The sequence below is a fragment of the Pseudomonas sp. Pse1 genome (assembly GCF_024519635.1).
In the GTDB taxonomy this organism is placed as follows: domain Bacteria; phylum Pseudomonadota; class Gammaproteobacteria; order Pseudomonadales; family Pseudomonadaceae; genus Aquipseudomonas.
In genome coordinates this window covers 423,690-450,309 of record NZ_JALJRO010000003.1, presented here as the reverse complement: position 1 = coordinate 450,309, position 26,620 = coordinate 423,690, and the positions used below count along the sequence as shown (strand labels likewise).

Here is a 26,620-nt window from a genome sequence, read left to right as displayed (position 1 = left end):
AAAAAAAGGCGCACCGACCAAGTGCGCCGAAAAGCCGTAGAACACACAACGAAGTGTCTGGTGAAGCAATCAGTCGAGCAGTGCCAGCGCCTCGGCGGTGCACTCCTGGATACGCGCCCAGTCGCCGTTCTTGATCCACTCCGGATCGAGCATCCAGCTACCACCGACGCACATCACGTTTTTCAACGCCATATAGCTCTTGATGTTGGCCGGGCCGACGCCGCCAGTCGGGCAGAATTTCACTTCGCCGAACGGGCCGCCCAGCGCCTTGATCGCCGCCACGCCGCCACTGACTTCGGCCGGGAACAACTTGAAGCGGCGATAGCCCAGGGCATAACCCTCCATGATCCCGGAAGCGTTGCTGATACCTGGCAACAGTGGGATCGGGCTGGCAACGCTGGCCTCCAGCAGCTCACGGGTGATACCCGGCGTCACGATAAATTGCGAACCGGCAGCTTCGGCGGCTGCCAGGGTGGTGCGATCAAGCACCGTACCGGCACCGGTCATCAACTCCGGGCGCTGCTCGCGCAGGATCTGGATCGCCTTGAGGCCGTGCTCCGAACGCAGGGTCACTTCCAGCGCCGTCAGGCCACCGGCAGCCAGGGCATCCGCCAGCGGCAGAACGTCCTGCTCGCGGGCAATGGTAATCACCGGCAGAATCCGCGCCTTGGCGCAAAGGCTGTCAATCAGGGCAACTTTGTCCGCCATGGAAACGGTCGGGGATGGGTTTTTCATAGCGGCTGATCCTTGGCTCATGGGCACCAGTAAATCTCTAACGTGGGTTGCAGAAATGCACGAATCGGCATGGCGGCGACATCGTCACCGGACAGTGCAGCCTTCAGGGTGGTCAGCTTGGACTGACCGGAAATCGACAATGCGGTGTACCGTGCCGAAGCCAGCAACGCGCGACTCATGGTCAGGCGCTGATGCGGTACGGTTGGCGCCAGCATCGGCCAGCAACGGCGGCTGCCATCGGCCTGCAAGGCTTGCGCGAGGTTCGGGCTGTTGGGGAATAGCGACGCGGTATGGCCGTCGTCGCCCATGCCGAGAATCAGCACATCAATCCTCGGCAGTTCCGCCAGCAGGCGGTCAGCCTGTTCAGCGGCCTGTTCGAGGTTGGCGCTGGCGCTGTACAGGCTGAGGAACTGCGCACTGGCCGCAGGCCCCTGCAACAGGTAGCGCTTGAGCAGGCCGGCGTTGCTGTCGGCGTGCTCGACCGGGACCCAGCGTTCGTCAGCCAGGCTGACCACCACCTTCGACCACTCCAGCTTCTGCTTGGCCAGATGCTGGAAAAACGCCACCGGGCTGCGTCCGCCGGATACCACCAGGGTCGCACTGCCCTGGGTATCGATAGCGTCGCTCAGTTGTTTGGCAACGGCCAGGGCCAGTCCTTCAGCCAACAGCACCGGGCTTTTGTACGCATGTGCGCTGACGCCTTGCGGCAGCTGCAATTCAGATATCGCCATACCACGACCTCCCATCCCGCGTGATCAGTGCAATGGAGCTCATCGGCCCCCAGGACCCGGCCGCGTACGGCTTGGGCGCATCACCGGATTTTTTCCAGCCGGCGATCAACTGGTCGCACCACTTCCACGCGGCTTCGATTTCATCTTTACGGACAAACAGGTTCTGATTGCCGTGCATCACTTCCAGCAACAGCCGCTCATAGGCATCGGGAATCCGTGCGCTGCGATAGGTGTCGGAGAAATTCAGTTGCAGCGGTCCGCTGCGCAGTTGCATGCCCTTGTCCAGGCCCTGCTCCTTGGTCATCACGCGCAAGGAAATACCTTCGTCCGGCTGCAGGCGGATGATCAGTTTGTTGCTGATCTGCAAGCGCTGCTCGGGGGCAAAGATGTAGTGCGACGGTTCCTTGAAATGGATGACGATCTGCGACAGCTTGTCCGGCATGCGTTTGCCGGTACGCAGGTAAAACGGCACGCCAGCCCAGCGCCAGTTGCGAATATCGGCGCGCAGGGCGACGAAAGTTTCGGTGTCACTCTGGGTGTTGGAGTTTTCTTCTTCCAGATAACCCGGAACCGGCTTGCCAGCGCTGTAGCCGGCGATGTACTGGCCGCGTACCACTTGGGTGGTCAGGCCTTCCGGACTGATCGGCGCCAGGGCCTTGAGCACCTTGACCTTTTCGTCGCGGATGCTGTCAGCCGAGAGGTCCGCAGGCGGGTCCATGGCGATCAGGCAGAGCAGCTGCAACAGGTGGTTCTGGATCATGTCGCGAAGCTGCCCGGCCTTGTCGAAATAGCCCCAGCGCCCTTCGATCCCGACTTTTTCGGCGACAGTAATTTCCACATGGGAAATGTAATTCTGGTTCCACTGGGTCTCGAACAGGCTGTTGGCGAAACGCAGGGCGATCAGGTTCTGCACCGTCTCCTTGCCCAGGTAGTGGTCGATGCGATAGGTGCGGTTCTCCGGGAAGAAACGCGCCACGGCGTCGTTGACCTTGCGCGAGGATTCCAGGTCCGAACCAATGGGCTTTTCCAGCACCACCCGAGTGTTCTCGGCCAGGCCAACCTGCGCGAGGTTCTCGCAGATCGCGCCGTACACCGCTGCCGGTGTGGCGAAGTAGGCAATCATGCGCTGCGTGGTCCCGGCCAGTTCAGCCAGGGCCAGGTAATCGTCAGCCTTGAGGAAGTCGACGTGCAGGTACGTCAGGCGCGCCAGAAACCGCTCGACCACCCCCTCATCGATATCCTTGGGTTCGACAAAGCGCCGCAGTTCACGGGCGATGAACGCCAGATGATCCTCGGCGCTGCCCGGCTCACGGGCCAGTGCGATAATACGCGTGTCTTCATGCAGCAGATCGGCGCCATCCAGTTGGTACAAGGCAGGAAACAGCTTGCGCAACGCCAGATCGCCAAGGGCGCCGAACAGGGAAAAAGTGCACGGTTCAACCGTAATCGAGGGCATGATGTTTGTTCTTTTATCAAGTTAAGCTACAAATACCTTTTTTCAAGGCATCGCTCAAGGAAAAATGTAGTAATAACCACAACATTTTTCCAAAATACAGATTCCGAGTGGTGGTCAGTCGGAGCCATCAGTAGGATAGGCCACCGTTATGGGACCACTCAAAGTCTCAATTGGCCTAGCCAAGCCCCTATTTGCAACGCTGAACCAAGGAAATTTATATGGACCGCGTGCGAAATTTACTGGAACAGATCCAGAATCGCCTTGAGGACCTGAACAAGGCCGAACGCAAGGTCGCCGAAGTGATCCTGCTCAACCCACAGCAGGCCACCCGCTTCAGTATCGCCGCCCTCGCCCAGGCCGCATCGGTCAGCGAACCGACGGTCAACCGTTTCTGCCGCTCGTTCGGTGTCAGCGGCTACCCGGAACTCAAACTGCAACTGGCCCAGAGCCTGGCCAGCGGTGCCGCCTACGTCAGTCGCGCGGTGGAGGCCGATGACAATCCGCAGGCCTACACCCAGAAAATCTTTGGCAGCGCCATTGCATCCCTGGACAGCGCCTGCCAGGCCCTGGACCCGAACCTGATCAGCCGTGCCGTGGACTTGTTGATCCAGGCCCGGCAGATCCACTTCTTCGGCCTCGGCGCCTCAGCCCCGGTGGCTTTGGATGCCCAGCACAAGTTCTTCCGTTTCAACTTGGCCGTCACGGCCCATGCCGACGTGCTGATGCAACGAATGATTGCCTCGGTGGCCCATACCGGGGAGTTGTTCGTGATCATTTCCTACACCGGCCGTACTCGCGAACTGGTGGAAGTGGCGCGGATCGCCCGGGAGAACGGCGCCTCGGTGCTCGGCCTGACCGCCGAGAACTCGCCACTGGCCAAGGCCAGTACCCTGAGCCTGAACATCCCGCTGCCGGAAGACACCGACATCTACATGCCGATGACCTCGCGGATCATTCAGTTGACTGTGCTCGACGTGCTCGCCACCGGCATGACCTTGCGTCGCGGTGTCGACTTCCAGCCGCACCTGCGCAAGATCAAGGAAAGCCTGAATGCCAGCCGGTATCCGGTGGGGGATGAGTTCAATTAATCCAGGCTTTGGGCTGACTGGTCCGGCCCCTTCGCGACGGTGCGACGACTCGACAGGCTCGCTCCCACATTATTTTGTGTTCAACGCAAATCCCCTGTGGGAGCGGGCTTGCCCGCGATGAAGCCGGCAGCCACCCAACAAATCCCTGAACTACCCCCCCACCCGCGCCTGCAAACTCAAATGCGCCCGCTCTCCAGGCTTCAGGCACAGACTGTCGGTGCCGCCACTCGCCGCTTCGACACAGACGAATTCCGACACCTCATTCCAGCTCACCCCCAGCAGCGGCCGTGAGCCGGGATGCCAGACCACTGTGTCAGCCGTATCGCCGGTATCGATGTACAACGCCCGATCCCAGGCATGGTCCTTGAGCTGTAATTCGCCGTCATGCTGGAACACCCGCTGGCAACCGCCATCAACGCGCAACTCGCCCTCTTGCTGGCAATTTTCGCGCTTGAGCTGGTCGTAACCCTGAGCGCCTTCGAGCCCAGACAGCGCTACCTCACCGACATCACCAATACGCCAGTAAGCGTGCAAAGCATGGCTCAACTGGCACGGCAGGCTGTCCTGGTGCTCGGTGCTCAGGCGCAGGTCCATGCGCTCGCCCAGATGGGCATGCAGGTCCACCTGCCAGTCGCACAGCTGCAACTGCCAGTGCAGGCGCACACCCTCATCGTCGCTATGGCTGTTGATCAGTTTCCAGTCGAGCAGCCGCGCCCAGCCATGGGACGGCCAGGCATTTTCGCTGGGGTGACGGCCGTACCACGGCCAGCACACCGGCACGCCACCGCGAATGGCGCCAACCTGCGGCCACTTGGCCGCGCACCACAGCCAAGGCTTGTGCCCCGCCGGCTGAAAATGCAGCAGCTGCGCGCCCTGGCGGCTGAACACCGCTTGGCACAGCGGATGGTCGATCACCAGCACGTCGCGCTTCTGATAGCGCTCCCAGGCGAACACCGGGCGCTCGCGCATGGATTTGAAGAAACGTTGCAGCGGATGCTCTGGCATGTGCCAAGGTCCCGAATTCATTGTTGTCGTTGCGAGCTCATGTCCGGCACAAAAAAAAGCGGACAGCCACGGCCGTCCGCAAAAAATGCGCACATTGAGAGGAGCTTATCGCAACCGCGTCAGAACACCGACTGAATTTTCAGACCAGCGACCAGCGCGTTGTCGACTTCATCCACACCACCTGGATGAGTGATGTATTGCAGGTTGGGGCGCACGGTCAGCCAGTTGGTGACGTGGATGCCGTAGTTCAGCTCGTAGTTGTACTCGGTGCTGCGCAGCGGCGCGAACAACGGGTCGTTGTAGTTGCTGACACCGTTGGCGTCATTGGTCAGTTCGGCGTTTTTCTTCACATCATCGTTGACGTGGATCCGCGCGAAACCGATGCCAATGTCATCCTTTGGACGCGCATCGAACGGGCCTTTGTAGACGAACATCAACGACTGGTAGTTGTCCACGACGTTGGTGTCCTTGTCGTGGAAGGTCGCGTTGGCCGCGACGTTCAAGCCGCGCGAGGCATCGCCGTTGTGGCTGGTGAGTTGCTGCTGGGCAACGAACCAGTAGCCGTGCTTGCTGTTGTGTACGCGGTAGCCGTCGCCGGTGGTCGCGGCATCCTGGCCGTTGTCGTCTTCGCGCACGTCGTTGGCATCAGCGGTGCTCTTGTAGTAACCGACGCGGTATTCGCCTGGCAGGTTGTTGACCTTCGGCGACCAGACCAACTCCACCGGCAACACCGTGCCTGCAGTGCCACTGCCGCTCAGTTTGAAGCCGTTGCCGTGCTCGAGCTGGGACGGGTTCTGGTTGTACGCGCCGATCTGCGCATAGAACTCCGGCGTGATGTTGTACTTCACGCGAATGGCCGCCTGGCTGACCGGCCAGTTGTACCAGATGTTGGTCGCCCAGTTACCCACCTGGGAGCCGCAGAACGCCAGGTTCTGGAACTCGCAGGGGAAGGTGTTGAAGTCTTCGCCTTCGCCGAAGTAACCGGCCTTGACGTCCAGGGTGTTGTCGAGGAACTGATGCTGGATCCACAACTGGGTCAGGCGGACCATATGGCCGCGACCGTAGACTTCCTGAGACGAGCTGAGGGTCCCGGCGCGCGGGTCGCCGATACGGTCGTTGGAGATGTTTTCGCCGTTACGGTTGGTCAGCTGGATTTTGGCCTGGGTGTTGTCCCACCCAAACAGCTTCTCCAGGTCCAGCGCCGCGCCCAGGCCGAACTGGTCGGCATAACGCGCGGTCTTGTCGCCGTTGTATCCGCCATGCAGGTTGCCACCGACTTCACCGACATAGTCCATCTTGATGTCGATGCCCTGCTCGATCAGCTTGGTGCGCTCGCCGCCCCAGTCGCCGGTCATCCACTTCGAGTCGGCGCTGAAGGCGTCATCGGCCATCGCATTGCCGGCGAGCACCAGGGCTGCGGCGGCGGTGACCTGGCAGATCAAACGGGCGTTGTTCTTCGATTTCATCCCTACTTCCTCGTTTATTGTTATTGGATTGCGTAGCCCCTTGTAGGAACGAGCGCACGCTTGCGGCTTGCTCGCGAAGGTGTGTCAGCTGCATTGATGTCGACTGACACACCATCGCGAGCAGGCTCGCTCCTACAGTTGTTGAAGATTTTCAGCGGCCTTTGAATTGGGTGACGTTGGCGGCTCGGATTTCGGTTTGTGACACGCCGGCAACGCCCAATCGCTCCCCCGTCTTGGCATCGAACAGCAGCACCTTGGCCGGATCGAACTGCAGGTTCAGGGTCTCGCCCACCTGCGGTGCAACGTCTGGCGCAAGGCGGCAGCAGACTTTGGTGTCGTTCAAGTTGACGAACACCAGGGTGTCCGGACCGGTCGGTTCAGTGACCTGGACTTCGGCACGGATGCTCGGCAGGCCATTGGCTTCGGCGCTGGCCAGGACGATCTGCTCCGGACGCATGCCGAGGATCACTTCGCGGTCTTCCAGGCCGGCGTCCTGCATGCCCAGCGGCAGCTCGCAACGCGCCTGACCACTGTCCAGTAGCGCCAGCAGACGACCGTCCTTGCGCTGCAGACGCAGGGGGATGAAGTTCATCGGCGGCGAACCGATGAAGCTCGCCACGAACAGGTTGGCCGGGTCGTTGTAGATCTGTTTCGGCGTACCGAACTGCTGGATGATCCCGTCCTTCATCACCGCGACTTTGTCACCAAGGGTCATGGCCTCGATCTGGTCGTGGGTTACGTAGACAGTGGTGGTCTTCAGGCGTTGGTGCATCAGCTTCATTTCGGTGCGCATCTCGACCCGCAGCTTGGCGTCGAGGTTGGACAGCGGCTCGTCGAACAGATAAATCTTCGGCCGCCGCGCCAGTGCCCGGCCCATCGCCACGCGTTGCTGCTGGCCACCGGACAACTGGCCCGGCTTGCGGCTGAGCAGGTGTTCGATCTGCAGCAGCTTGGACACCCGCGCCACTTCCGCATCGATCTCGGCGGCGGGCATCTTGCGGATCTTCAAGCCGAAGGCAATGTTCTCGCGCACGCTCATGGTCGGGTACAGCGCATAGGACTGGAACACCATGGCGATGTCACGATCCTTGGGGCTCATGCCGCTGATGTCGGCGTCGTCCACCAGGATCGCCCCGCCACTGATGTTCTCGAGACCGGCGATGCAGTTCATCAGGGTCGATTTGCCGCACCCGGACGGGCCGACCAGGATCAGGAACTCACCGTCGTCGATCTTCAGCTCGATGTTTTTCAGGGTGTCCGGCAAGCCGGCGCCGTAGGTTTTGTTGACGTTACGTAATTCGAGAGTTGCCATGTTTCACCCCTTGACCGCGCCGGCCGTGAGCCCACGCAGGAAATACTTGCCAGCGAATATGTAGACCAGCAGTGTCGGCAGCCCGGCGATCATCGCGGCGGCCATATCAACGTTGTATTCCTTGGCCCCGGTGCTGGTGTTGACCAGGTTGTTCAGGGCCACGGTGATCGGTTGCGCATCGCCACTGGCGAACACCACGCCAAACAGGAAGTCGTTCCAGATCTGGGTGAATTGCCAGATCAGGCAGACCATCACGATCGGAATCGACATCGGCAGCAGGATCTTGCCGAAGATGGTGAAGAAGCCCGCGCCGTCCAGGCGTGCCGCCTTGACCAGGGCATCGGGGATGCTCACGTAGTAGTTGCGGAAGAACAGCGTGGTGAACGCCAGACCGTAGACGATGTGCACCAGCACCAGCCCGGTGGTGGTGTTGGCCAGGCCGAGTTTGCCGATGGTGAACGAGGCTGGCAGCAGCACGGTCTGGAACGGCAGGAAGCAGCCGAACAACAGCAGGCCGAAAAACAGCTGCGAACCACGGAAGCGCCACATCGACAGTACGTAACCGTTCATGGCGCCGATCAGGGTCGAGATCAGCACCGCTGGCACGGTGATTTTCACCGAGTTCCAGAAGTAGCCGCCGACCACGTCCCATGCCTTGATCCAGCCGATGCCGTCGATCACGGTGGGCCAACTCAGGAGGTTGCCGGTGCGGATATCTTCCGGCGACTTGAAGCTGGTCAGAAGCATCACCACCAGCGGCACCAGATACACCGCCGCAGCCAGCAGCAACGTGGCATAGATGGCAATGCGACTGAAGTTCAGGGTTGGTTTTGCCAGCGAGTTACTCATGACGCTTGCCCCGCAATTCGGAGTACAGGTACGGCACCAGAATCGCCAGGATCGCGCCGAGCATCATCATTGCGCTGGCCGAACCGATGCCCATCTGGCCACGGCTGAAGGTGAACGAATACATGAACATCGCCGGCAGGTCGGAGGAGTAGCCTGGGCCACCGGCGGTCATCGCCGCCACCAGGTCGAAGCTCTTGATCGCGATGTGCGCGAGGATCATGAAGGCGCTGAAGAACACCGGGCGCAGGCTCGGCAGGACGATCTTCAGGTAGATGGTCGGCAGGCTCGCACCGTCGACCTGGGCAGCACGGATGATCGATTGATCGACGCCACGCAGGCCGGCCAGGAACATCGCCATGACAAACCCCGAGGCTTGCCACACGGCGGCGATCACCAGGCAATAGACCACGCGATCCTGATCCACCAGCCAATCCAGGCGAAAGCCTTCCCAGCCCCAGTCGCGCAGCATCTTGTCCAGGCCCAGGCCGGGATTGAGCAGCCATTTCCAGGCGGTACCGGTGACGATCATCGACAGCGCCATCGGGTACAGATAGATGGTGCGGATGAAGCCTTCCTTGCGAATGCGCTGGTCCAGCAGCACCGCGAGGAATACGCCGAGCAGCAGGCTGATGCCGATGAACATGCCGCCAAAGAGCGCGAGGTTCTTGCTCGCGACCCACCAGCGATCATTGTCCATCAGGCGCATGTATTGCTGCAGGCCGACCCACTTGTAGCTCGGCATGAAGCTGGAGTTGGTGAAGGACAGGACGAATGTCCAGATGATGTAACCGTAGAAGCCAACCAGAACGATCAGCATGCTCGGCGCCAAAACCAGTTTCGGCAGCCAGCGTTGCAGTGCGTCGAACGGTGAGGCTTTGCTGAGAACCGCCACAGAGCTCATCGGGATAATCCAGGGTAAAAATTGAAGAGTCACCTGTAGGAGCGAGCCTGCTCGCGATAGCGGTGTATCAGTCGACATTTACATTGAATGTCAGTCGGCTATCGCGAGCAGGCTCGCTCCTACAGGGGGGGGGGGGCTCGGTGTCAGGGATTACTGGGCCGCTTTGACCGCCGACGCCAGTTGCGCGCTGGCCTTGGCCGGGTCGGCATCCTTGTCATTCATGAAGTTGGTCACGACGTCAAAGATCGCGCCCTGCACGGCCAGCGAAGTGGCCATGTTGTGCGCCATGCTTGGCTGCAGGCCGCCGGACTTGTCATCGGCCAGGAAGTCCTTGGCCGAGGCCTGGGCGCAAGCGTCGAAGCCCAGTGCATCCATCTCGTTGAGCATGTCGGTGCGCACCGGGATCGACCCCTTGTTCATGCTGAAGACTTTCTGGAAGTCCTTGCCCAAGGCGACCTTGGCCAGGTCCTGCTGGGCCGCGATATCGCCTTTGCGATCCGCTTTCAACTTGAACACCGCCAGCGAGTCGATGTTGTAGGTGAAGGCTTTTTCAGTGCCGGGGAATGGCACGCACTGGTAGTCCTTGCCAGCGACTTTGTGCGCGGCGGTCCACTCACTCTTCGCCCAGTCACCCATCATCTGCATGCCGGCCTTGCCGTTGATCACGTCAGCGGCGGCGATGTTCCAGTCACGCCCGGCACGATTGGGGTCCATGTAGCCGGTGAGTTTTTTCAGCTCGGTGAACGACTTGACCATCTCCGGGCCGGAGAGGGTTTTCTGATCGAGGTCGACCAGGGCTTTCTTGTAGCCGTCGGCGCCCATCACCGACAGCACCACGTCTTCAAACACGGTGCTGTCCTGCCATGGCTGGCCACCGTGGGCCAGGGGGATAAAGCCGGCGGCCTTGAGCTTGTCGGCGGCGGCGTAAAATTCTTCGAGGGTAGTCGGGGCCTTGTCGATCCCGGCCTTCTTGAATACTTCGGGGTTGATCCACAGCCAGTTGACCCGGTGAATGTTCACCGGCACGGCGACATAGTCACCTTCGAACTTCACGGTGTCGGAGACCTTTTTCGACAGCAGGCCATCCCAGTTTTCCGCCTTGGCCACGTCTTTCAGGGCGTCGGTGCTGAGCAGGCCAGTGCTACCCCATTCCTGAATGTCCGGGCCTTTGATCTGCGCCACGCCAGGTGGGTTACCGGCTACCGCACGGCTCTTGAGCACGGTCATGGCCGTTGCACCGCCACCACCGGCAACAGCGCCGTCCTTCCAGGTAAAGCCGTCTTTTTCGACCTGTGCCTTGAGCACATCCACCGCTGCTTTTTCACCGCCGGAGGTCCACCAATGCACGACTTCCACGGAACCTTTCGGGTCAGCGGCCAGGGCGTTGAGGGGGAACAGTGAGGCGAGAGAAATGACAGTGGCGAGGCGAGAAATCGCATTCATCTGAAGTACCTTTCTTGTTGTTATGCATGCAAGTCTGGTGCTTGCGCTGCAAACGAGTTTAAACAGGCTGATCCGTGGCGCAGGTAACGAAGCGACGGGGAAATGTCACCACATGGTTACACAACCCTTGAGTCAGAGCCTTGGGCCAATGCCGTGGCGAGGCTCGGTGCCAACGGCAAACGTGGGATCAGCACGGCCTGCCAGGCGTGATACAGGTCTGGCTTGCCGCCCCAGATCTGGCTGCTCGGGCGGTTATGCACATCGAGTTCGTGGTGCCAGCTGCCGTCGACGCGGTCGATCAGGTGACGCTCGCTGTAGTCCCATAAACGCCGATACCAGGTGGCGTATTCACCTTCCCCGGTGCGCTGCAGCAAGGCGCTGGCCGCGGCACTGGCCTCGCAGTGCACCCAATGCAGGCGCTGGCGCACCAGTGGACGCTGCTGCCAGTCGAGGGTGTAGACCAGGCCCGGCGCGCCATCGACTTGCCAGGCGTACCGGCAGTTATTGGCAAATAGCTGTCGGGCATCGCTGAGTAGCCAGTCGGGGGTGACCAGACCGGCCCGAATCCGCGCGGCTTCCAGGTGCAGCAACAGCCGCGCCCACTCGAAACCATGACCCGGCGTCGTGCCGAACGGGCGAAAACCGTCGGCCGGGTTGGCCTGGTTGTAGTCACGCAGCGGTCGCCAGTGCCGATCGAAATGTTCGATAACCAGGTGCTCATTGGCCGCGCCATGCTGGTGAATCACTCGCTCGACAATCCGCAGCGCACGCTCAAGCCAACGACTGTCGCCAGTGACGTCGGCCAAGGCGAGAAAGGCTTCGGTGGCGTGCATGTTGCTGTTGGCACCGCGATAGGCTTCTTCGACGCTCCAGTCGCGGTTGAAGGACTCGCGCAACGCGCCCTCCTCCTCGCTCCAGAAATACCTGTCGATGATGTCAATTGCCTCGCTGAGCAAGGCCTGAGCGCCTGGCCGCCGGGCGACGACCGCAGAACTCGCCGCCAGCGCGACAAAGGCGTGCAAGTAGGCGGCCTTGTCGCTGTCACCCGCGTCGGGCGAGGCGAACCAGCCACCGAAATCGGCGTCGCGCAGCGGTCCCATGAGCGCATCGATACCGTGATCCACCAGATGGGCAAATCCCGGCAAACCCTGGATGTGGGCCAGGGCGAAGCTGTGGGTCATGCGTGCGGTGTTCATGGTCTGGGCCGTGGCATCGGCAGGGAGCCGGCCCTTCTGATCGAGGTTGCCAAAGCCTGCGGGCAGGCGTGAGGCCTTGGCAAACGTCAGCAGGCGCAGGCCCTCATCGGCCAGCCATTGGTGATGGGCGGGAACGGGATTCATGGCGTACCTTTCTTGTTGTTATGACTGCAACGGAGTCTAAACAAGGGGTCAGGACGCGCAGGTAACGAAGGCGGTGGGTTATGTCACCGACTGGTGACAATCAGTATCAATCCACTGAGCGCGGCAACTGCAACGTCACCCGCAACCCGCCTTCGCGCAGGTTCTGCAGGCTGACCTCGCCGCCATGGCTGTGGGCGATGTTGCGCGCTATACCGAGCCCCAGGCCATAACCCTGCTGCTGTCCAGCCAAACGGAAATGCGGCTCGAACACTTGCTCCAGGCGTTGCTCGGGAACACCGGGACCTTCGTCATCGACGTGCAGGGTGAAGGCCCCATCGTCGTCTTCGATATGCAGATGGGCGTTCTGCCCATATTTGAGGGCGTTGTCGATCAGGTTGCCGATGCAGCGCTTGAGCGCCAGCGGTTTCCCCGGATAAGGCGCCAGCGCACGCCCCAGTTGAGTCACCCGGCCATTGCCGTTGGGCGCCAGGTAGGGCTCGACCAGGCAATCGAGCACCAGATTGAGATCCACCGGTTCGATGTTCTCGTGGATATCGGTGTCCTTGACGCATTGCAGGGCGCCCTTGACCAACAGTTCCAACTCATCCAGGTCGCGGCCGAACTTGTATTGCAGTTGCTCATCTTCCAGCAGTTCGACCCGCAGGCGCAGGCGGGTGATGGGGGTGCGCAGGTCATGGGAAATGGCGCTGAACAGCTGGCTGCGCTCGGTCAGGTAGCGGCTGATCCGTTCGCGCATGGCGTTAAACGCACGCCCTACTTCAACCACTTCGCTACCACCCCCCTCGGCCACCGGCCGCACATCAGCTCCCAGCGACATGTCACGCGCAGCCCGCGCCAGGCGCTTGAGCGGCCGGCTTTGCCAATGCACCAACACGCCAATGAACAACAGCAGGAAGCCGCTGGTGAGCAGGATGAACCACACCTGTTGCGCCGGCAGGCCCTGCTCTTCGAGGCTGGTGTAGGGCTCCGGCAGCAGCGAGGCGATGTATAGCCACTCGCCCTGGGCCAGCTTGATCTGGGTCACCAGCACCGGCGGGTTGACCGGTTCCAGGGTCAGGGCGTAGTGCGCCCAGGAGCGCGGCAATTCATCGAGCTTCAGCCCACCATTGAAAATCCGCAGGTCATCCGGGCTGACGAATTGCACGGAGATATCAGTGTCCGCTCCCAGGGATTTGCGCAGCACTTCATCCACCGCCGCCAGTACCGCCTGCTTGCGCGGGGTCGGCGGCAGCAGTTGCATGTCCAGCGGTTTGTCGTTGAGGGTCACCACGAAGCGAGTACCGCCCATGCTGCGCAACTGGTCGAGAACCAGCGGACGATAGGCCACCGGCAATGAGCGAAAGTAACTGACGCTGGCGGTCATCGAGTGAGCCAGGCTGCGCGCAGCGGTGACCAGGCCCTCCAGTTGCGTGGCACGCAGTTGCGAGACCCAGATCACGCTCGACAACGCTTGGGCAAACAGCACCGCCAGCAGAGTGAGCAGCAGCATCCGCCCAAGCAGCGAACGCGGCACGGGCACTCGACGCAGCAGGCGGCGCAGCACCTCAGTGGCCATTGCCGGCAACCACATTGGCCGCCAGTTGATAGCCGCTGCCGCGTACGGTACGGATCAGTCGCGCCGGTTTTTCGGTGTCGCGCAAACGCTGGCGCAAGCGGCTGACGGCCATGTCGACGATCCGATCAAGGGGCATCAATTCGCGACCGCGGGTGGCGTTGCCGATGGTGTCGCGGTCGAGGATTTGCTGCGGGTGATCGAGGAACAGTTTCAGCAGGGCAAAATCGGCGCCGGAAAGAATCACTTCTTCGCCGTCGGTGTGAAACAGCCGATGGCTGACCATGTCCAGCCGCCACTCATCGAAGGCCAGCACTTCTCCACCGGAGCGCTCCTGGCCGAACTGCGCACGACGCAACAGAGCCTTGATTCGCGCCTGCAGTTCACGAGGGCTGAAGGGTTTGCCGAGGTAATCGTCGGCGCCCAGTTCCAGGCCAATCACCCGGTCGGCTTCGTCGGAGCTGGCGGTGAGCATGATGATCGGCACATGCGCCTGGCGTGGATGCTGGCGCACCCAACGGCACAAACTGAAGCCGTCTTCGTCGGGCAGCATCACATCGAGGATCACCAGATCGCTCGGCGCCTCGTTCAGTGCCTGGCGAAAGCCGGCGCCATCGGGCGTGGTACGCACCTGGAAGCCGGCGCGGCTCAGGTAGGTTTCCAGCAACTCGCGGATTTCCTGGTCGTCATCGACCAACAAAATCGATTTGTTGACTGAGCTCACGGGCGGCGTCCTTGTTGTTGGAATTGGAGGCGGATTATGGCCGATTGGGTGTGGACCCTGGTTGTGCGAAATCTCCTGTTCGCTGGCAAGCCAGCTCCTACAGACGGTGCAATTTTGTGGGATCTGGCGCCCGCTTGCGGCTTGCCAGCGATGCAGGCGCCGTAGCCTCAGGATTGCTCCAACGCCACCCCAGCCCCCATCAGGCCGGAATACGGCGCTGTCACCAGCCACACCGGAATGCCTTTGAAATACTCGCTCATGCAGCCCTTGTCGGCAAAGCAACGAGCAAAACCGCTTTCCAGGAAGAAATCGGCAAACCGCGGGATCACTCCACCGACGATGTACACACCGCCGCGCGCGCCGGTGGTCAGCACGTTGTTGCCGGCGACACGGCCCAGCCAGCAGCAGAACTGTTCCAGCACTTCGAGGGCAATCGGATCACCCGCCAGGCCGGCAGCGGTGATTTCCTGCGGGGTATTGAGCACGGGTTCATGCCCGTCCACCGCGCAGATCGCCCGATAGACCCGAGGCAAGCCACCGCCACTGAGGGCAGTTTCGGCGCTGACGTGACCGATCTCGCTATGGATTTGCTGCCACAACTGGGTTTCTCGCGGGCTGCTCAACGGCAAGTCGACATGCCCACCTTCACCCGGTAACGCCGCCCAACGACCCTCGCCGCAATCGAGCAGGGTGCCAACGCCCAGCCCTGTGCCGGGACCGATCACTACCGCCGGACGCAACGGCTGTGGCGTGCCCTCGCAGACCACGCGAAACTCGCCCGGCTGCAGGCGAGTCATGCCGAGGGCCATCGCCGAAAAGTCGTTGACCAGCAACAATTGCTCGACCTGCAGGGTCTGGCAGAACGCTTGGCGACTCAGGCGCCAGTGATTATTGGTGAACTTGAATTCATCACCACTCACCGGGCCCGCGACCGACAGGCACACCGAGCCGATCGCCCCCGGCGCCAGGCCGAGGCCCTTCAAGTAGACGCCAATGGCGTCTTCCGGGCAGGCGAAGTCGGCGGTTGCCAGCACCTCGACCGAGGCCAATTGCTGGTCTTTCCACAACGCAAAACGTGCATTGGTCCCACCAATGTCACCGACCAGCGCTAGCTTCACTTAAGTGTCTCCAGGGCAGAGGTAAAGGCGCTGGCGCCCTGCTCTGCCGAGCTGAAAGCCATGCGCATGAAGCCGAACAGTTCACGTCCGCAGCCAATGCCGTTGTCCAGCAGGCCGGTGGCGGGGGTACGCGCGGCAAATTCATCGGCATCCACCAGCACCTGCAAGGTGCCTTCGACGCCATCGACGCGGATCATATCGCCCTCTTGCACGCGGGCCAAAGCACCGCCGACAAAAGCTTCCGGGCTGACGTGGATCGCCGCCGGGATTTTCCCCGAGGCACCGGACATGCGCCCGTCGGTGACCAACGCCACTTTGAAGCCGCGGTCCTGCAACACACCGAGGAACGGCGTCATCTTGTGCAGTTCCGGCATGCCGTTGGAGCGCGGGCCCTGGAAGCGCATCACCGCGACAAAATCTTTTTCCAGCAAGCCAGCCTGGAATGCATCGGCCAGGTCTTGTTGATCCTGGAACACCATGGCCGGTGCTTCGACCACCTGGTGCTCCGGCGCCACCGCCGAGACCTTCATCACGCCGCGCCCGAGGTTACCTTCCATCACCCGCAGGCCACCTTCCGGCGAGAATGCCCGAGCTACCGGACGCAGGATATTTTCGTCGAGGCTGTCGGTCGGGCCTTCGCGCCAGACCAGCTTGCCGTCTTCCAGGAAAGGCTCCTGGGTGTAGCGACTGAGGCCGTGACCGGCCACGGTGTTGACGTTTTCATGCAGCAGCCCGGCGCCGAGCAACTCGCGAATCAGGAACGACATGCCGCCCGCCGCCTGGAAGTGGTTGATGTCGGCTTTACCGTTCGGGTAGACGTGGCTGAGTGTCGGCACCACTTCGGAGAGGTCGGCCATGTCCTGCCAGGTCAGTTGGATCCCGGCGGCCATGGCAATCGCCGGCATGTGCAGGGTGTGGTTGGTCGAACCGCCGGTGGCGTGCAGGGCAACGATCGAGTTGACCAGCGCACGCTCGTCGACGATTTCGCCGATCGGCATGAAGTTGCCGCTTTGCTTGGTCATGCGGGTGATCTGGTACGCCGCTTCGCGGGTCAGGGCATCGCGCAAGGGTGTGTTCGGGTTGACAAACGAAGCGCCCGGCAAGTGCAGGCCCATGACTTCCATCAACAACTGGTTGGTGTTGGCAGTGCCGTAGAAGGTGCAAGTGCCAGGGCTGTGGTACGACTTCATCTCCGACTCCAGCAGCTCCTCGCGGCTGGCCTTGCCTTCGGCGTAACGTTGGCGCACGTCGGCTTTTTCCTTGTTGGAAATCCCCGAGACCATCGGCCCGCCCGGGACGAAGATGGTCGGCAGATGACCAAAACGCAGCGAGCCCATCATCAGGCCCGGCACGATCTTGTCGCAGATGCCGAGCATCATCGCCGCGTCGAACATGTTGTGGGACAGCGCCACGGCGGTCGACATCGCGATCACTTCGCGGCTGGCAATGCCCAGCTCCATGCCCGGCTCGCCCTGGGTCACGCCATCACACATCGCCGGGACGCCACCGGCGAACTGGCCGACCGAACCGATCTCGCGCAGGGCCTGTTTAATTTGTTCCGGGTAGGTCTCGTAAGGCTGATGCGCCGAGAGCATGTCGTTATATGACGAAACAATTGCCACGTTGGCAGCATTCATCATCCGCAGGTTCTGCTTGTCGTCCGCGCCGCATCCGGCCACGCCATGGGCGAAGTTGGCGCATTGCAGCTTGCCGCGCATCGGGCCATCACTGGCGGCGCCGCGAATCAATGCAAGGTAGGCCTCACGGGTAGCGCGGCTACGGGTGATAAGCCGTTCGGTGACCTCAAGTACGCGGGGATGCATGTGTAGAACTCCAGGCTAACGGATGTGGCGACCTGTTCGTGTCTATGCTGGTCAAGAGGCGGCTCAGCTGGCTTTTGCCGATTATTCCTGACCATTTGGACCAGTTGATTCAGGTCACTCGTTGTAGATTGAACAAAATATTGCCACCAAAAAGGCTTGTTTTCTATTTTTTTGCGAATAATCTTGTAATTCCAACAACAAAACGAAGGCGGCGCTGCTCAAATGACTCTTCGAATCGCAATCAATGGTTTTGGCCGCATCGGCCGCAACGTCCTTCGCGCACTGTATACCCAAGGCTATCGTCAGGATCTGCAGATCGTCGCCATCAATGATCTTGGCGACAGCTCGATGAACGCCCACCTGCTCAAGTACGACACCGTGCATGGCACTTTCGATGCCGACGTCCAGCACGATCAGGAAAGCTTGACGGTCAACGGTGACCGGATCGCGGTCAGCGCCATTCGCAACCCGGCTGACTTGCCATGGGCTGCAGAGAAAATCGACGTGGTGTTCGAATGCACCGGTCTGTTCACCGACCGCGCCAAAGCCGCCGCGCATATTAGCGCCGGCGCGCGCAAAGTCATCATCTCGGCACCGGCCAAGGGCGCCGATGCCACGGTGGTGTACGGGGTCAACCACGACATCCTGCGCCAGTCGCACCAGATCATTTCCAACGCGTCGTGCACCACCAATTGCCTGGCGCCGGTTGCCCAGGTGCTGCATCGCGAACTGGGTATCGAAAGCGGCCTGATGACCACCATCCACGCCTACACCAACGACCAGAACCTGACCGACGTCTACCACACCGACCCGTACCGCGCGCGCTCGGCCACGCAGAACATGATCCCGAGCAAGACCGGCGCCGCCGAAGCGGTGGGCCTGGTGCTGCCGGAACTGGCCGGCAAGTTGACCGGGATGGCCGTGCGCGTGCCGGTGATCAATGTGTCGCTGGTGGATCTGACCGTGCAACTGAAGCATGAAGCCAGCGCTGAGCAGGTCAATGCTCTGCTCAAGGAAGCCAGCCAGCACTCGAAGATCCTCGGCTACAACACCCTGCCGCTGGTTTCCAGTGACTTCAACCACAACCCGCTGTCGTCGATTTTCGACGCTAATCACACCAAGGTCAGCGGCAAGTTGCTTAAAGTACTCGCCTGGTACGACAACGAGTGGGGGTTCTCCAACCGCATGCTGGATAACTGCCTGGCGCTGTGTAACGCGGAGTAATTTGGCGTCTGCACTAGCGCCTTCGCTGCGATGCGGCGGCCCGACAAGCCAGCTCCTACAGGTTTCATATGCACCGCGACCCTGTAGGAGCCAGCTTGCTGGCGATTAGGCCGGTACAGTCATCACTGCAACCCCAGCGGAATCCCCCCATGATCGGCATCACCTTCACCGAAAAAACCATCCCCGCACGCAAGCGCATTGCCCTGGTCGCCCACGACCACTGCAAGGCCTTCCTGCTCGATTGGACCGAACGACAGAAACACCGCCTCAGCCAGCACGATCTGGTCGCCACCGGCACCACCGGCATGCTGCTGAGCAAACGCTTGGACCTGCCCGTTGAAAGCATGATCAGCGGCCCGCTGGGCGGCGACCAGCAGTTGGGCGCGCAAATCGCCGAGCAGCGCGTCGACCTGCTGATATTTTTCTGGGATCCCTTCGAACCCCAGCCACACGACCCGGACATCAAGGCGCTGCTGCGGGTCGCGGCGGTGTGGAACATTCCCGTGGCCTGCAATGAATGCAGCGCCGACTACCTGATCAGCAGCCCGTTGATCGACCAGCCACACAGCCACCGGATCCCCGACTATCCGGCCTATTTGCAAGGCCGCCGATAATTCCGACAGAAACTTGCGCTTGACCTTTCATACAGATGATAAGCATTATCATTCACTTGAAATGGAGCAGGTCCCACCGTGAGTCAAGCGCAGTTCAATCACGTCTTCCTCGCTCAGCGCGTGTCGCTGCTGCGCACTTTGGAGCGGATGGTCAATAACCACAGCACCGCCGAGGACCTGTTGCAGGAGACCTACCTGCGCGTGACTCGGGCCTTGAGCGAACGGCCGATCGACCATCTCGAACCCTTTGTTTTCCAGACCGCGCGCAACCTCGCGCTGGACCACCTGCGCGCCCGACGAATCCAGTCGCGCACCCTGCTCGAGGACGTGCCGCTGGACGTCGTGCAAAGCGTCGCAGCGCCGCTGAGCAGCGCCGAGGATGCCGCCCATGCCGAACAGATGCTCGAACGCTTGAACATCAGCCTGAATCAACTGACCCCGCGCCAGCAGCAGATTTTCATCCTCAATCGCCTGCACGGCCATAGCTATCTGGAGATCGCCGACAAACTCGATGTGTCCCTGAGCACTGTGCAAAAAGACTTGAAGTTGATCATGGCGATTTGTGTTGGGGTGGCTGATCGCCTCAACGCCGATTGATCCCGTCCGACAACTATTTGCGCGACTGCATCAGAGCCCGGGCTTTGTTACCCTAGGCGCAACCTGCATCACTTTTATCAGAAGCCAGCCGCGCGCAGACGTGGTCGAGGAACACCCGTGACGGACATCCCCAACTCCGACCCGCCTCCTTCGGCGCGGGATTCAGCCAGCAGCAGCGCGATGGACCAGGCGCTGGACTGGCTGATCGTGCTGGAATGTCCGAGCGCCGAACAAAGCCGCGACTTTCAGGCCTGGCTGACCGCCGATCCGCGCAACGGCGAAGCTTTCGCCAAGGCCCAAGCCATCTGGGATGGACCACAAGTCGCGCAGTGCGCACAGACCCTGGGCAGCCGCAAACCCAAGGTCAGCGTGCTGGGTCGCCTGCGCCCGCATTGGAAGCCCCTGGCCACCGCCGCCGTGCTGATTCTCGGCCTGTTCAGTTTCAGCAATCTGCCGATGCGCCTGCAGGCCGATCACCTGACCGTGGTTGGCGAACGCCAGCGCCTGCAACTCGAAGATGGTTCAAAAGTCCTGCTCAACACCAACTCGGCCTTCTCCAGCACCATCAACGAGCAAAAGCGCGTGGCCCGGCTGTATCAGGGCGAAGCCTTTTTCGAAGTGGCCGCCGAGCGCGGCCTGCCGCTGGAGATCGATGCCGGGCCGGTCACCGCCAGCGTGCGTGATACCTCGTTTGCCGTACGCTATCTCGACGGCATCGCCCAGGTCCGAGTGCAACGCGGCGACGTCGATTTGCGCAGCGCCCACAGCGATGCGCGTATCCGCTTGAGCGCCGGTGAAAGCATCCGCATCGGCCCTAACGGATTCGATCAACCGGCCCGTCTTGATCCGGCCATCGACCTGGCCTGGATCCAGGGTCGCCTGGTGTTCGAGAACTGCCCGCTGAGCCAGGTCCTGGCCGAATTGCGCCGCTACTATCCGGGCTGGATCATCAACAACAACGAACAGTTGGCCAACGTGTCGGTGACCGGCAATTACCGTCTCGACCAGCCACTGGACGTGGTGCGCTCACTGGCACACATCACCTCGGCCAAGCTCCAGGAGTACCCGGCGCTGGTGATTTTGAACTGAATGAGAATTATTTTTACTCGATAGCTATTCCCCGTACGTCTCGTTATAGCCAATGCAATTGATTCGCATCATTGATGCCAATCTGCACCTATAAGATTCGTGCGACACGGAGCGCTATCGATGTCCCCTCGCCTTACCCGCCGGTCCTCTTCACCTTCTCGCGTGCACCATTGCACGCTGTCCCTGCTGACTGCTGCCATCCTGATGGCCGGCGTGCAGGCCGCACCTGTGCTGGCCGCGACCCAGGCCCAGCCGCCAAGCCGCAACATGGGCGACTACCGCTTCGCGATTGCCCAGCAGCCGCTGGTGTCGGCCCTCAATGCCTTCACCGCCGTCACCGGCTGGCAGGTCGGCTTGCCGGCGGAACTCGGCGAAGGCGTGGCCTCGCCGGGTGTACATGGCGCACTGAGCCCGGAAAAAGCCCTGGATCGCCTGTTGGTGGGGACCAACCTGAGCTATCGCAAATTGGGCGCGAACAACATCGTCCTGGAAAAACGCGCGGCCGGCGGTACCCTGGCCCTGCAGCAAATGACCATCAGCGCCACGCGTCAGGAACAGAGCATCGACAGCGTGCCGGCCACGGTCAGCGCACAGACCCGCGAAGAGCTCGATCGCAACAACGTCAACAGCATCAAGGACCTGGTGCGCTATGAACCGGGCGTTTCGGTCGGTGGCACCGGTACACGCGGAGGCATCAGCGGCTACAACATCCGCGGGATTGACGGCGACCGGATTCTGACCCAGGTCGACGGCGTGGAAATCCCCAACGGCTTCTTCAACGGTCCGTACGCCAAGACCCAACGCAACTACGTCGACCCGGAAATCATCAAGCGCGTAGAAATTCTCCGCGGCCCGGCTTCGGCCCTTTACGGCAGCAGCGCCATCGGCGGTGCGGTGAGCTACTTCACTCTCGACCCGGATGACATCATCAAGCCCGGCCAGGACGTCGGTGCCCGCCTGAAAACCGGCTACAGCTCGGCCGATGACAGCTGGCTGAAATCCGCCACCGTCGCCGGCCGCGTCGAGCAGTTCGACGGTTTGCTGCACTTCAGCCAGCGCGACGGTCACGAGACCGAATCCTACGATCACTACAACGGCACTGGCCTGGATCGCACCGCCGCCAACCCGGAAGACGTGCGCACCACCAACGTACTGGCCAAGGCTGGCTGGGACTACGCCGACGACGCGCGCCTGGGCCTGACCTACGAGAAGTACAAGGACGACAACGACAGCAATCAGAAAAGCGCGGTCGGCGGCCCGTTCAACGGTGGCCAACCGCTGGGCATGTACCGCTCGCGCACCGGTAACGACACCATCAGCCGTGAGCGTTTCGGCCTGCAGCACACCTTCGCCCTCGACTCGCTGCTGGCCGACAACGTCAAGTGGAGCCTCAACCACCAGATCGCCAAGACCGACCAGAGCACCCTGGAAAACTACTTCCCGTTCACCCGCAACGTGATGCGCTCGCGGGAAACCCTGTACGAAGAAAAGCAGTGGGTGTTCGACGCGCAACTGGACAAGTCGTTTGTCATCGGTGAAACCGAGCACCTGCTGACCTACGGCACCAGCATCAAGCAGGAAAAGGTCACCGGTTCGCGCAGCGGCAGCGGTACTTGCCTGGCTGTGGGTCGCGGCTGCACCGCCATCGGTGCAATCAGCCCGTCCGACGTGCTGAAAAAATCCAGCGACTTCCCGGACCCGACCATCAACACCTATGCCTTGTTCGTGCAGGATTCGATCGCCTGGAACCAGTGGACCTTCATGCCGGGCCTGCGCTACGACTACACCGAACTCAAGCCGCACATCACCCAGGAATTCCTCAACACCGTCTCCCCTGATGGCCTGGGGACTGTCAGTGACGAGAACAAGAACTGGCACCGCGTCTCGCCCAACTTCGGCCTGACCTACGCCTTCAACGACAACTACAAATGGTACGGCAAGTACGCCGAAGGCTTCCGCACCCCGACGGCCAAGGCGTTGTACGGACGCTTCGAAAACACTAACCCTGGTTACAGCGTCGAGCCGAATCCGGACCTCGAGCCGGAAAAGAGCAAGAGCTACGAGACCGGCCTGCGCGGTAACTTCGAGTCGGGCAACTTCGATGTGGCGGTGTTCTATAACAAGTACCGCGATTTCATCAACGAAGACGCCGTCACCCCTGGCTACAACGAGCTGACGTTCCAGAGCAACAACATCAAGCACGCCACCATCAAGGGCTTTGAGGTCAAGGGTCGCTTGAACCTCGATACCTTCGGCGCGCCACAGGGCCTGTACACCCAGGGCGCGATTGCCTACGCCCACGGTGAAAACAACGACACTGGTGAGCCAATCAACGCAGTCAACCCGATGACCGGCGTGTTCGGCCTGGGCTATGACCAGGACCGCTACGGTGGCTTGCTCAGCTGGACCCTGGTGCAGAAGAAAAACCTGGTGGACGACAGCAACTTCTATTCGCCGGACGGCACCAGCGGCCAGTTCAAGACCCCAGGCTACGGCGTACTCGACCTCTCCGGTTTCTACAAAGTCACCGACGACGTCACCCTCAACGCCGGGATCTACAACCTGGGCGACAAGAAATACTGGCAGTGGGACAACGTGCGCGGCTACGACAGCGTGGGTGAAGCCGCGGTACTCAGCCCGGCCAACCTCGACCGCCTGACGGAGCCAGGCCGCAACTTTGCGATCAACCTGATCTGGGATATCTGATTGCACGGTGGGGGGGCCCAACTTTGCCCCCCCTCCCCTGTAGGAGCGAGCAGGCTCGCTCCTACACGGATTTGCAGCGCCGCATGCCCTGGGCAGGCACATCCCAATCAATTTTTACTCTACTGCCCCACTTGGTTCGTCTAGTTACCAAGCGCCTCTTTCTCTCAAGGACTTCTTCATGACCGCTGCCGACTCTACCCAACGCCCGAGCCTGCGTTCGCAACGCCTGAATCAGATCACCAACGAGCCGCATGCCAAGCTCGACGCGCTGGTCAAGGCCCATGCGCCCTTTGAAACCCAGGCCAACTTCGCCCGTTTCGTGGTGGCCCAGTACCTGTTCCAGTCGGAACTGGTCGCGCTGTACAACGATGCGGAACTGATCGCCATTGTCCCCGACCTCGCCGAGCGCTGCCGTGCCGAGGCCGCCAAGGCTGACCTGGCCGACCTCGACACCGAAGTGCCGGCGCCGGTCGCCGGTGCCGTGAGCAACCCGAGCAAAGCCGAAGCCCTGGGCTGGATCTTCGTTTCCGAAGGTTCGAAACTCGGTGCCGCGTTCTTGATCAAGCGCGCCGTGGGCCTGGGCCTGAGCGAAACTTTCGGTGCCCGTCACCTCGGTGAGCCGGCCGGTGGTCGCGCCGAAGGCTGGAAAAGCTTTATCAAGACCCTCGACGGCCTGACCTTCAGCGCTGAAGAAGAAGCAGCGGTGGAGAAAGGCGCCATCGATGCCTTCAACCGCTTCACCGTGCTGCTGGAACAGGCTTACGCCAGCGCGCCTGAGTTGGCTTGAGGCCCCTTCTGTTGGAGCGGGTTCGCCCGCTCCGGCAACAACCTGGCAAGCTCTCCCCTTCCGATCAAGCGCAGTCAGTCAACGCCCATGCCTCGCCTCGCCACCTCCAAACTTGCCCGCATTCTTTTTGCTCTCCTGGCTTACGTCAGCCTGGCAATCGGCCTCGTCGCGATCGTCATTCCCGGGTTGCCCACCACCGAGTTCATCCTGCTGGCCGCCTGGGCCGCAACCAAAAGCTCGCCGCGCCTGAGTGCCTGGCTGGAAAACCACCGGCTGTTTGGCCCGATCCTGAGCAACTGGCGCAATGGCCGAATCATTGCCCGCAGGGCCAAGGTCAGCGCTACCGCCAGCATGTTGCTGTGCGCGGGCTTGATGCTGGTAATGCTCGACCACGGCTGGCCCATTTACATGGCGATCGCCGGGATGAGCCTGGGTAATGCGTGGATCTGGTCGCGACCGGAATCGGTTCCCAGCCCATCCTGAACCGTTGCGATCCTGCCAAACTTGCAGGTATTAAGGACAACTCATCAACCGTTCATCGGTTGCCCCTCATGCCCTGCCTTTATAAGCCGATGTCTCGCACATGGCGCTGAATGGATTTGGCGAACCGGTCGCTCAAGACCCACCGCCAATCCGACACCCATTCGCGAGATCGCCCCATGTTCGACTCTCTTTCCATCCGCCTGAAAATCGTGCTGTTGTCTGGACTGTGCCTCTTGGGCGTGGTCGGGCTGATTGTCGGGATGAACATCTACCAGACCAACCAGAACGACGAGTTGGTCAGCAGTTCCAGCACGCGCATGCTCACCGCCAGCGTCGAGAACTTGCTGCAGGCCAAAGCCGCCGAGCAGGCGGTGCGGGTGCAGAAGACTTTTGGTGAAAGCCTGCTGGTGGTCACCGCCCTCGCCGACCAGGTTGCCGACCTGCGTACCATGGCCGCCAAACGCTCACTCGAGGCCGGCGTGTTGCGTGAAGAGTTGAACCAGAGCCTGAAAACCGCCTTCGAACGCAACCCCCGGGTACTGGGTATCTGGCTGGCCTACGAACCCAACGGCCTGGATGGCAAGGACAGCGAGTTCGTCAATGACGTCGCCCGTCGCTCCAACGAAGTTGGACGTTTCGCCAGCTACTGGAGCCGCGCCGCCGGCAGCGCAGAAAACACCATCATGACTGAAGAGGACATGACCAAGACCACCCTCAACCTCAGCGGCACGCCGTACAACAGCTGGTACACCTGCCCACGCGACAGCAAGCGTACCTGCCTGCTGGATCCCTACGCCGATACCGTCGGCGGCAAAGATATGCTGATGACCAGCATCGCGGTGCCACTGCTGGTCAATGGCAAGGCCATTGGCGTGGTGGGTATCGATATCTCCCTGGATGCCCTGCAAGCCGCCGCACTGAGCTCCCAACGCGAGTTGTTCGACGGTGCCGGGCACATGCTGATCGTCTCCGGCAGCGGCGTACTGGCCGGTTACAGCACTGACGCCAGCCAGTTGGGCAAGAACATCGTCGACACCCTCGGCAGCGACGGCAAGGACGTGCTGCAACTGCTCACTGGCGGCACGCCGAAAGTGTTGAAACAAGGTGAACTGATCCGCGCCGTGTACCCGGTCAACCCGGTGCCCGAGACCAAGGCCTGGGCCGTGGTCATCGACCTTCCGCAACAGGTTCTGCTGGCCGACTCGGCGAAACTCCAGACAGTGCTGGACGACGCGCGGAACAGCGGCACCCTCAAGACTCTGCTGGTGGCTATTGGCGCCGGCGTCCTTGGTCTGCTGCTGATGTGGCTTACGGCCTCGGGCGTGACCCGGCCGATCAACAGCGTGGCAAACATGCTCAAGGCGATTGCCAGCGGTGACGGTGACCTGACCCAGCGCCTGAACTACACCAAGCAAGATGAGTTGGGCGAACTGGTGAGCTGGTTCAACCGCTTCCTCGACAAGTTGCAACCGACCATCTCCCAGATCAAACAGAGCATCAGCGATGCCCGCGGCACCGCTGACCAGTCTTCGGCCATTGCCCGCCAGACCAGCGAA

22 protein-coding genes and 1 pseudogene are annotated in these 26,620 nt (G+C 61.4%); 9 read left to right on the top strand and 14 right to left on the bottom strand.

The genetic code is table 11. The features are described from left to right. Positions 1–69: 69 nt before the first annotated feature. Genes NR126_RS07150 through zwf form a run of 3 tightly spaced genes read right to left on the bottom strand, consistent with a single transcriptional unit; the run spans position 70 to position 2,922 of the window. On the bottom strand, positions 70–735 hold the full coding sequence (locus tag NR126_RS07150) for a bifunctional 4-hydroxy-2-oxoglutarate aldolase/2-dehydro-3-deoxy-phosphogluconate aldolase (RefSeq protein ID WP_027619872.1): 666 nt from the start codon (positions 733–735) through the stop codon (positions 70–72). Positions 736–752: 17 nt separating this feature from the next. Next, positions 753–1,466 carry a 6-phosphogluconolactonase gene (gene pgl, locus NR126_RS07145; RefSeq protein WP_027619871.1) on the bottom strand — a complete coding sequence of 238 codons (714 nt, stop codon included), beginning with the start codon at positions 1,464–1,466 and terminating at the stop codon, positions 753–755. Next, a complete protein-coding gene (gene zwf / locus NR126_RS07140) occupies positions 1,453–2,922 on the bottom strand; it encodes a glucose-6-phosphate dehydrogenase (RefSeq protein ID WP_027619870.1) in 1,470 nt (489 codons plus the stop codon). Before zwf ends, pgl begins: the two co-directional genes overlap by 14 nt. A gap of 227 nt (positions 2,923–3,149) precedes the next feature. Between zwf and NR126_RS07135 the strand changes: the two genes are divergently transcribed. Next, positions 3,150–4,010, top strand: a complete 861-nt coding sequence (locus NR126_RS07135; RefSeq protein WP_177327272.1) for a MurR/RpiR family transcriptional regulator — start codon at positions 3,150–3,152, stop codon at positions 4,008–4,010. 150 nt (positions 4,011–4,160) lie between these two features. Here the strand turns inward: NR126_RS07135 and NR126_RS07130 are convergent, their stop codons facing one another. From NR126_RS07130 to edd, 11 genes are all read right to left on the bottom strand, one after another. Beyond that, the gene (locus NR126_RS07130; protein ID WP_105753861.1) at positions 4,161–5,015 is read right to left on the bottom strand and encodes a D-hexose-6-phosphate mutarotase; all 855 of its coding nucleotides are present in this window, start codon (positions 5,013–5,015) and stop codon (positions 4,161–4,163) included. Positions 5,016–5,134: 119 nt separating this feature from the next. Beyond that, on the bottom strand, positions 5,135–6,481 hold the full coding sequence (locus tag NR126_RS07125; protein ID WP_256829946.1) for a carbohydrate porin: 1,347 nt from the start codon (positions 6,479–6,481) through the stop codon (positions 5,135–5,137). Positions 6,482–6,632: 151 nt separating this feature from the next. Further along, a complete protein-coding gene (locus NR126_RS07120) occupies positions 6,633–7,793 on the bottom strand; it encodes an ABC transporter ATP-binding protein (RefSeq protein ID WP_256829945.1) in 1,161 nt (386 codons plus the stop codon). Positions 7,794–7,796: 3 nt separating this feature from the next. After that, complete coding sequence (locus NR126_RS07115) at positions 7,797–8,642, bottom strand: carbohydrate ABC transporter permease (RefSeq protein ID WP_027619865.1); 846 nt, start codon at positions 8,640–8,642, stop codon at positions 7,797–7,799. After that, complete coding sequence (locus NR126_RS07110; protein WP_027619864.1) at positions 8,635–9,543, bottom strand: carbohydrate ABC transporter permease; 909 nt, start codon at positions 9,541–9,543, stop codon at positions 8,635–8,637. Before NR126_RS07110 ends, NR126_RS07115 begins: the two co-directional genes overlap by 8 nt. Before the next feature lie 150 nt (positions 9,544–9,693). Beyond that, positions 9,694–10,986 carry an ABC transporter substrate-binding protein gene (locus NR126_RS07105; RefSeq protein ID WP_027619863.1) on the bottom strand — a complete coding sequence of 431 codons (1,293 nt, stop codon included), beginning with the start codon at positions 10,984–10,986 and terminating at the stop codon, positions 9,694–9,696. A 116-nt stretch (positions 10,987–11,102) separates the two neighbouring features. Continuing rightward, positions 11,103–12,326: an AGE family epimerase/isomerase gene (locus tag NR126_RS07100; RefSeq protein WP_256829944.1), complete on the bottom strand. Its 1,224-nt coding sequence runs from the start codon at positions 12,324–12,326 to the stop codon at positions 11,103–11,105. Positions 12,327–12,432: 106 nt separating this feature from the next. Beyond that, positions 12,433–13,860 carry an ATP-binding protein gene (locus tag NR126_RS07095; protein ID WP_372825979.1) on the bottom strand — a complete coding sequence of 476 codons (1,428 nt, stop codon included), beginning with the start codon at positions 13,858–13,860 and terminating at the stop codon, positions 12,433–12,435. Positions 13,861–13,891: 31 nt separating this feature from the next. Beyond that, entirely contained in the window at positions 13,892–14,623 is a 732-nt protein-coding gene (locus NR126_RS07090; RefSeq protein ID WP_027619860.1) for a response regulator, read from the bottom strand. Between the two features lie 167 nt (positions 14,624–14,790). Beyond that, positions 14,791–15,741, bottom strand: coding sequence for a glucokinase (locus NR126_RS07085; protein WP_027619859.1), 951 nt, complete (start codon positions 15,739–15,741; stop codon positions 14,791–14,793). Continuing rightward, positions 15,738–17,564, bottom strand: coding sequence for a phosphogluconate dehydratase (gene edd, locus NR126_RS07080; RefSeq protein WP_027619858.1), 1,827 nt, complete (start codon positions 17,562–17,564; stop codon positions 15,738–15,740). Before edd ends, NR126_RS07085 begins: the two co-directional genes overlap by 4 nt. Positions 17,565–17,786: 222 nt before the next feature. Here edd and gap point away from each other — a divergent pair, with 222 nt between their 5' ends. The 8 genes and pseudogenes from gap to NR126_RS28965 all read left to right on the top strand — a co-directional run. Continuing rightward, on the top strand, positions 17,787–18,788 hold the full coding sequence (gap, locus tag NR126_RS07075) for a type I glyceraldehyde-3-phosphate dehydrogenase (RefSeq protein WP_027619857.1): 1,002 nt from the start codon (positions 17,787–17,789) through the stop codon (positions 18,786–18,788). Between the two features lie 149 nt (positions 18,789–18,937). Next, a complete protein-coding gene (locus tag NR126_RS07070) occupies positions 18,938–19,402 on the top strand; it encodes a methylglyoxal synthase (protein ID WP_027619856.1) in 465 nt (154 codons plus the stop codon). A gap of 78 nt (positions 19,403–19,480) precedes the next feature. Then, positions 19,481–19,999, top strand: a complete 519-nt coding sequence (locus tag NR126_RS07065; protein WP_027619855.1) for an RNA polymerase sigma factor — start codon at positions 19,481–19,483, stop codon at positions 19,997–19,999. Between the two features lie 117 nt (positions 20,000–20,116). Next, complete coding sequence (locus tag NR126_RS07060) at positions 20,117–21,088, top strand: FecR domain-containing protein (protein ID WP_256829942.1); 972 nt, start codon at positions 20,117–20,119, stop codon at positions 21,086–21,088. Positions 21,089–21,208: 120 nt separating this feature from the next. Continuing rightward, positions 21,209–23,794, top strand: a complete 2,586-nt coding sequence (locus tag NR126_RS07055; RefSeq protein WP_027619853.1) for a TonB-dependent receptor — start codon at positions 21,209–21,211, stop codon at positions 23,792–23,794. Positions 23,795–23,972: 178 nt separating this feature from the next. Then, positions 23,973–24,581, top strand: coding sequence for a biliverdin-producing heme oxygenase (locus NR126_RS07050; RefSeq protein ID WP_027619852.1), 609 nt, complete (start codon positions 23,973–23,975; stop codon positions 24,579–24,581). A gap of 87 nt (positions 24,582–24,668) precedes the next feature. Beyond that, positions 24,669–25,064: a YbaN family protein gene (locus NR126_RS07045; protein WP_027619851.1), complete on the top strand. Its 396-nt coding sequence runs from the start codon at positions 24,669–24,671 to the stop codon at positions 25,062–25,064. 110 nt (positions 25,065–25,174) lie between these two features. Beyond that, positions 25,175–26,473, top strand: a pseudogene (locus NR126_RS28965) (chemotaxis protein); the annotation flags it as partial. Between the last annotated feature and the right edge of the window lie 147 nt (positions 26,474–26,620).

Coding starts and splice junctions, on each gene's coding strand:
- gap (WP_027619857.1), top strand. CDS start 17,787: ATGACTCTTCGAATCGCAATCAATGGTTTTGGCCGCATCGGCCGCAAC.
- NR126_RS07070 (WP_027619856.1), top strand. CDS start 18,938: ATGATCGGCATCACCTTCACCGAAAAAACCATCCCCGCACGCAAGCGC.
- NR126_RS07130 (WP_105753861.1), bottom strand. CDS start 5,015: ATGCCAGAGCATCCGCTGCAACGTTTCTTCAAATCCATGCGCGAGCGC.
- zwf (WP_027619870.1), bottom strand. CDS start 2,922: ATGCCCTCGATTACGGTTGAACCGTGCACTTTTTCCCTGTTCGGCGCC.
- NR126_RS07150 (WP_027619872.1), bottom strand. CDS start 735: ATGAAAAACCCATCCCCGACCGTTTCCATGGCGGACAAAGTTGCCCTG.
- NR126_RS07110 (WP_027619864.1), bottom strand. CDS start 9,543: ATGAGCTCTGTGGCGGTTCTCAGCAAAGCCTCACCGTTCGACGCACTG.
- NR126_RS07120 (WP_256829945.1), bottom strand. CDS start 7,793: ATGGCAACTCTCGAATTACGTAACGTCAACAAAACCTACGGCGCCGGC.
- NR126_RS07055 (WP_027619853.1), top strand. CDS start 21,209: ATGTCCCCTCGCCTTACCCGCCGGTCCTCTTCACCTTCTCGCGTGCAC.
- NR126_RS07105 (WP_027619863.1), bottom strand. CDS start 10,986: ATGAATGCGATTTCTCGCCTCGCCACTGTCATTTCTCTCGCCTCACTG.
- pgl (WP_027619871.1), bottom strand. CDS start 1,466: ATGGCGATATCTGAATTGCAGCTGCCGCAAGGCGTCAGCGCACATGCG.
- NR126_RS07115 (WP_027619865.1), bottom strand. CDS start 8,642: ATGAGTAACTCGCTGGCAAAACCAACCCTGAACTTCAGTCGCATTGCC.
- NR126_RS07100 (WP_256829944.1), bottom strand. CDS start 12,326: ATGAATCCCGTTCCCGCCCATCACCAATGGCTGGCCGATGAGGGCCTG.
- NR126_RS07125 (WP_256829946.1), bottom strand. CDS start 6,481: ATGAAATCGAAGAACAACGCCCGTTTGATCTGCCAGGTCACCGCCGCC.
- NR126_RS07045 (WP_027619851.1), top strand. CDS start 24,669: ATGCCTCGCCTCGCCACCTCCAAACTTGCCCGCATTCTTTTTGCTCTC.
- edd (WP_027619858.1), bottom strand. CDS start 17,564: ATGCATCCCCGCGTACTTGAGGTCACCGAACGGCTTATCACCCGTAGC.
- NR126_RS07050 (WP_027619852.1), top strand. CDS start 23,973: ATGACCGCTGCCGACTCTACCCAACGCCCGAGCCTGCGTTCGCAACGC.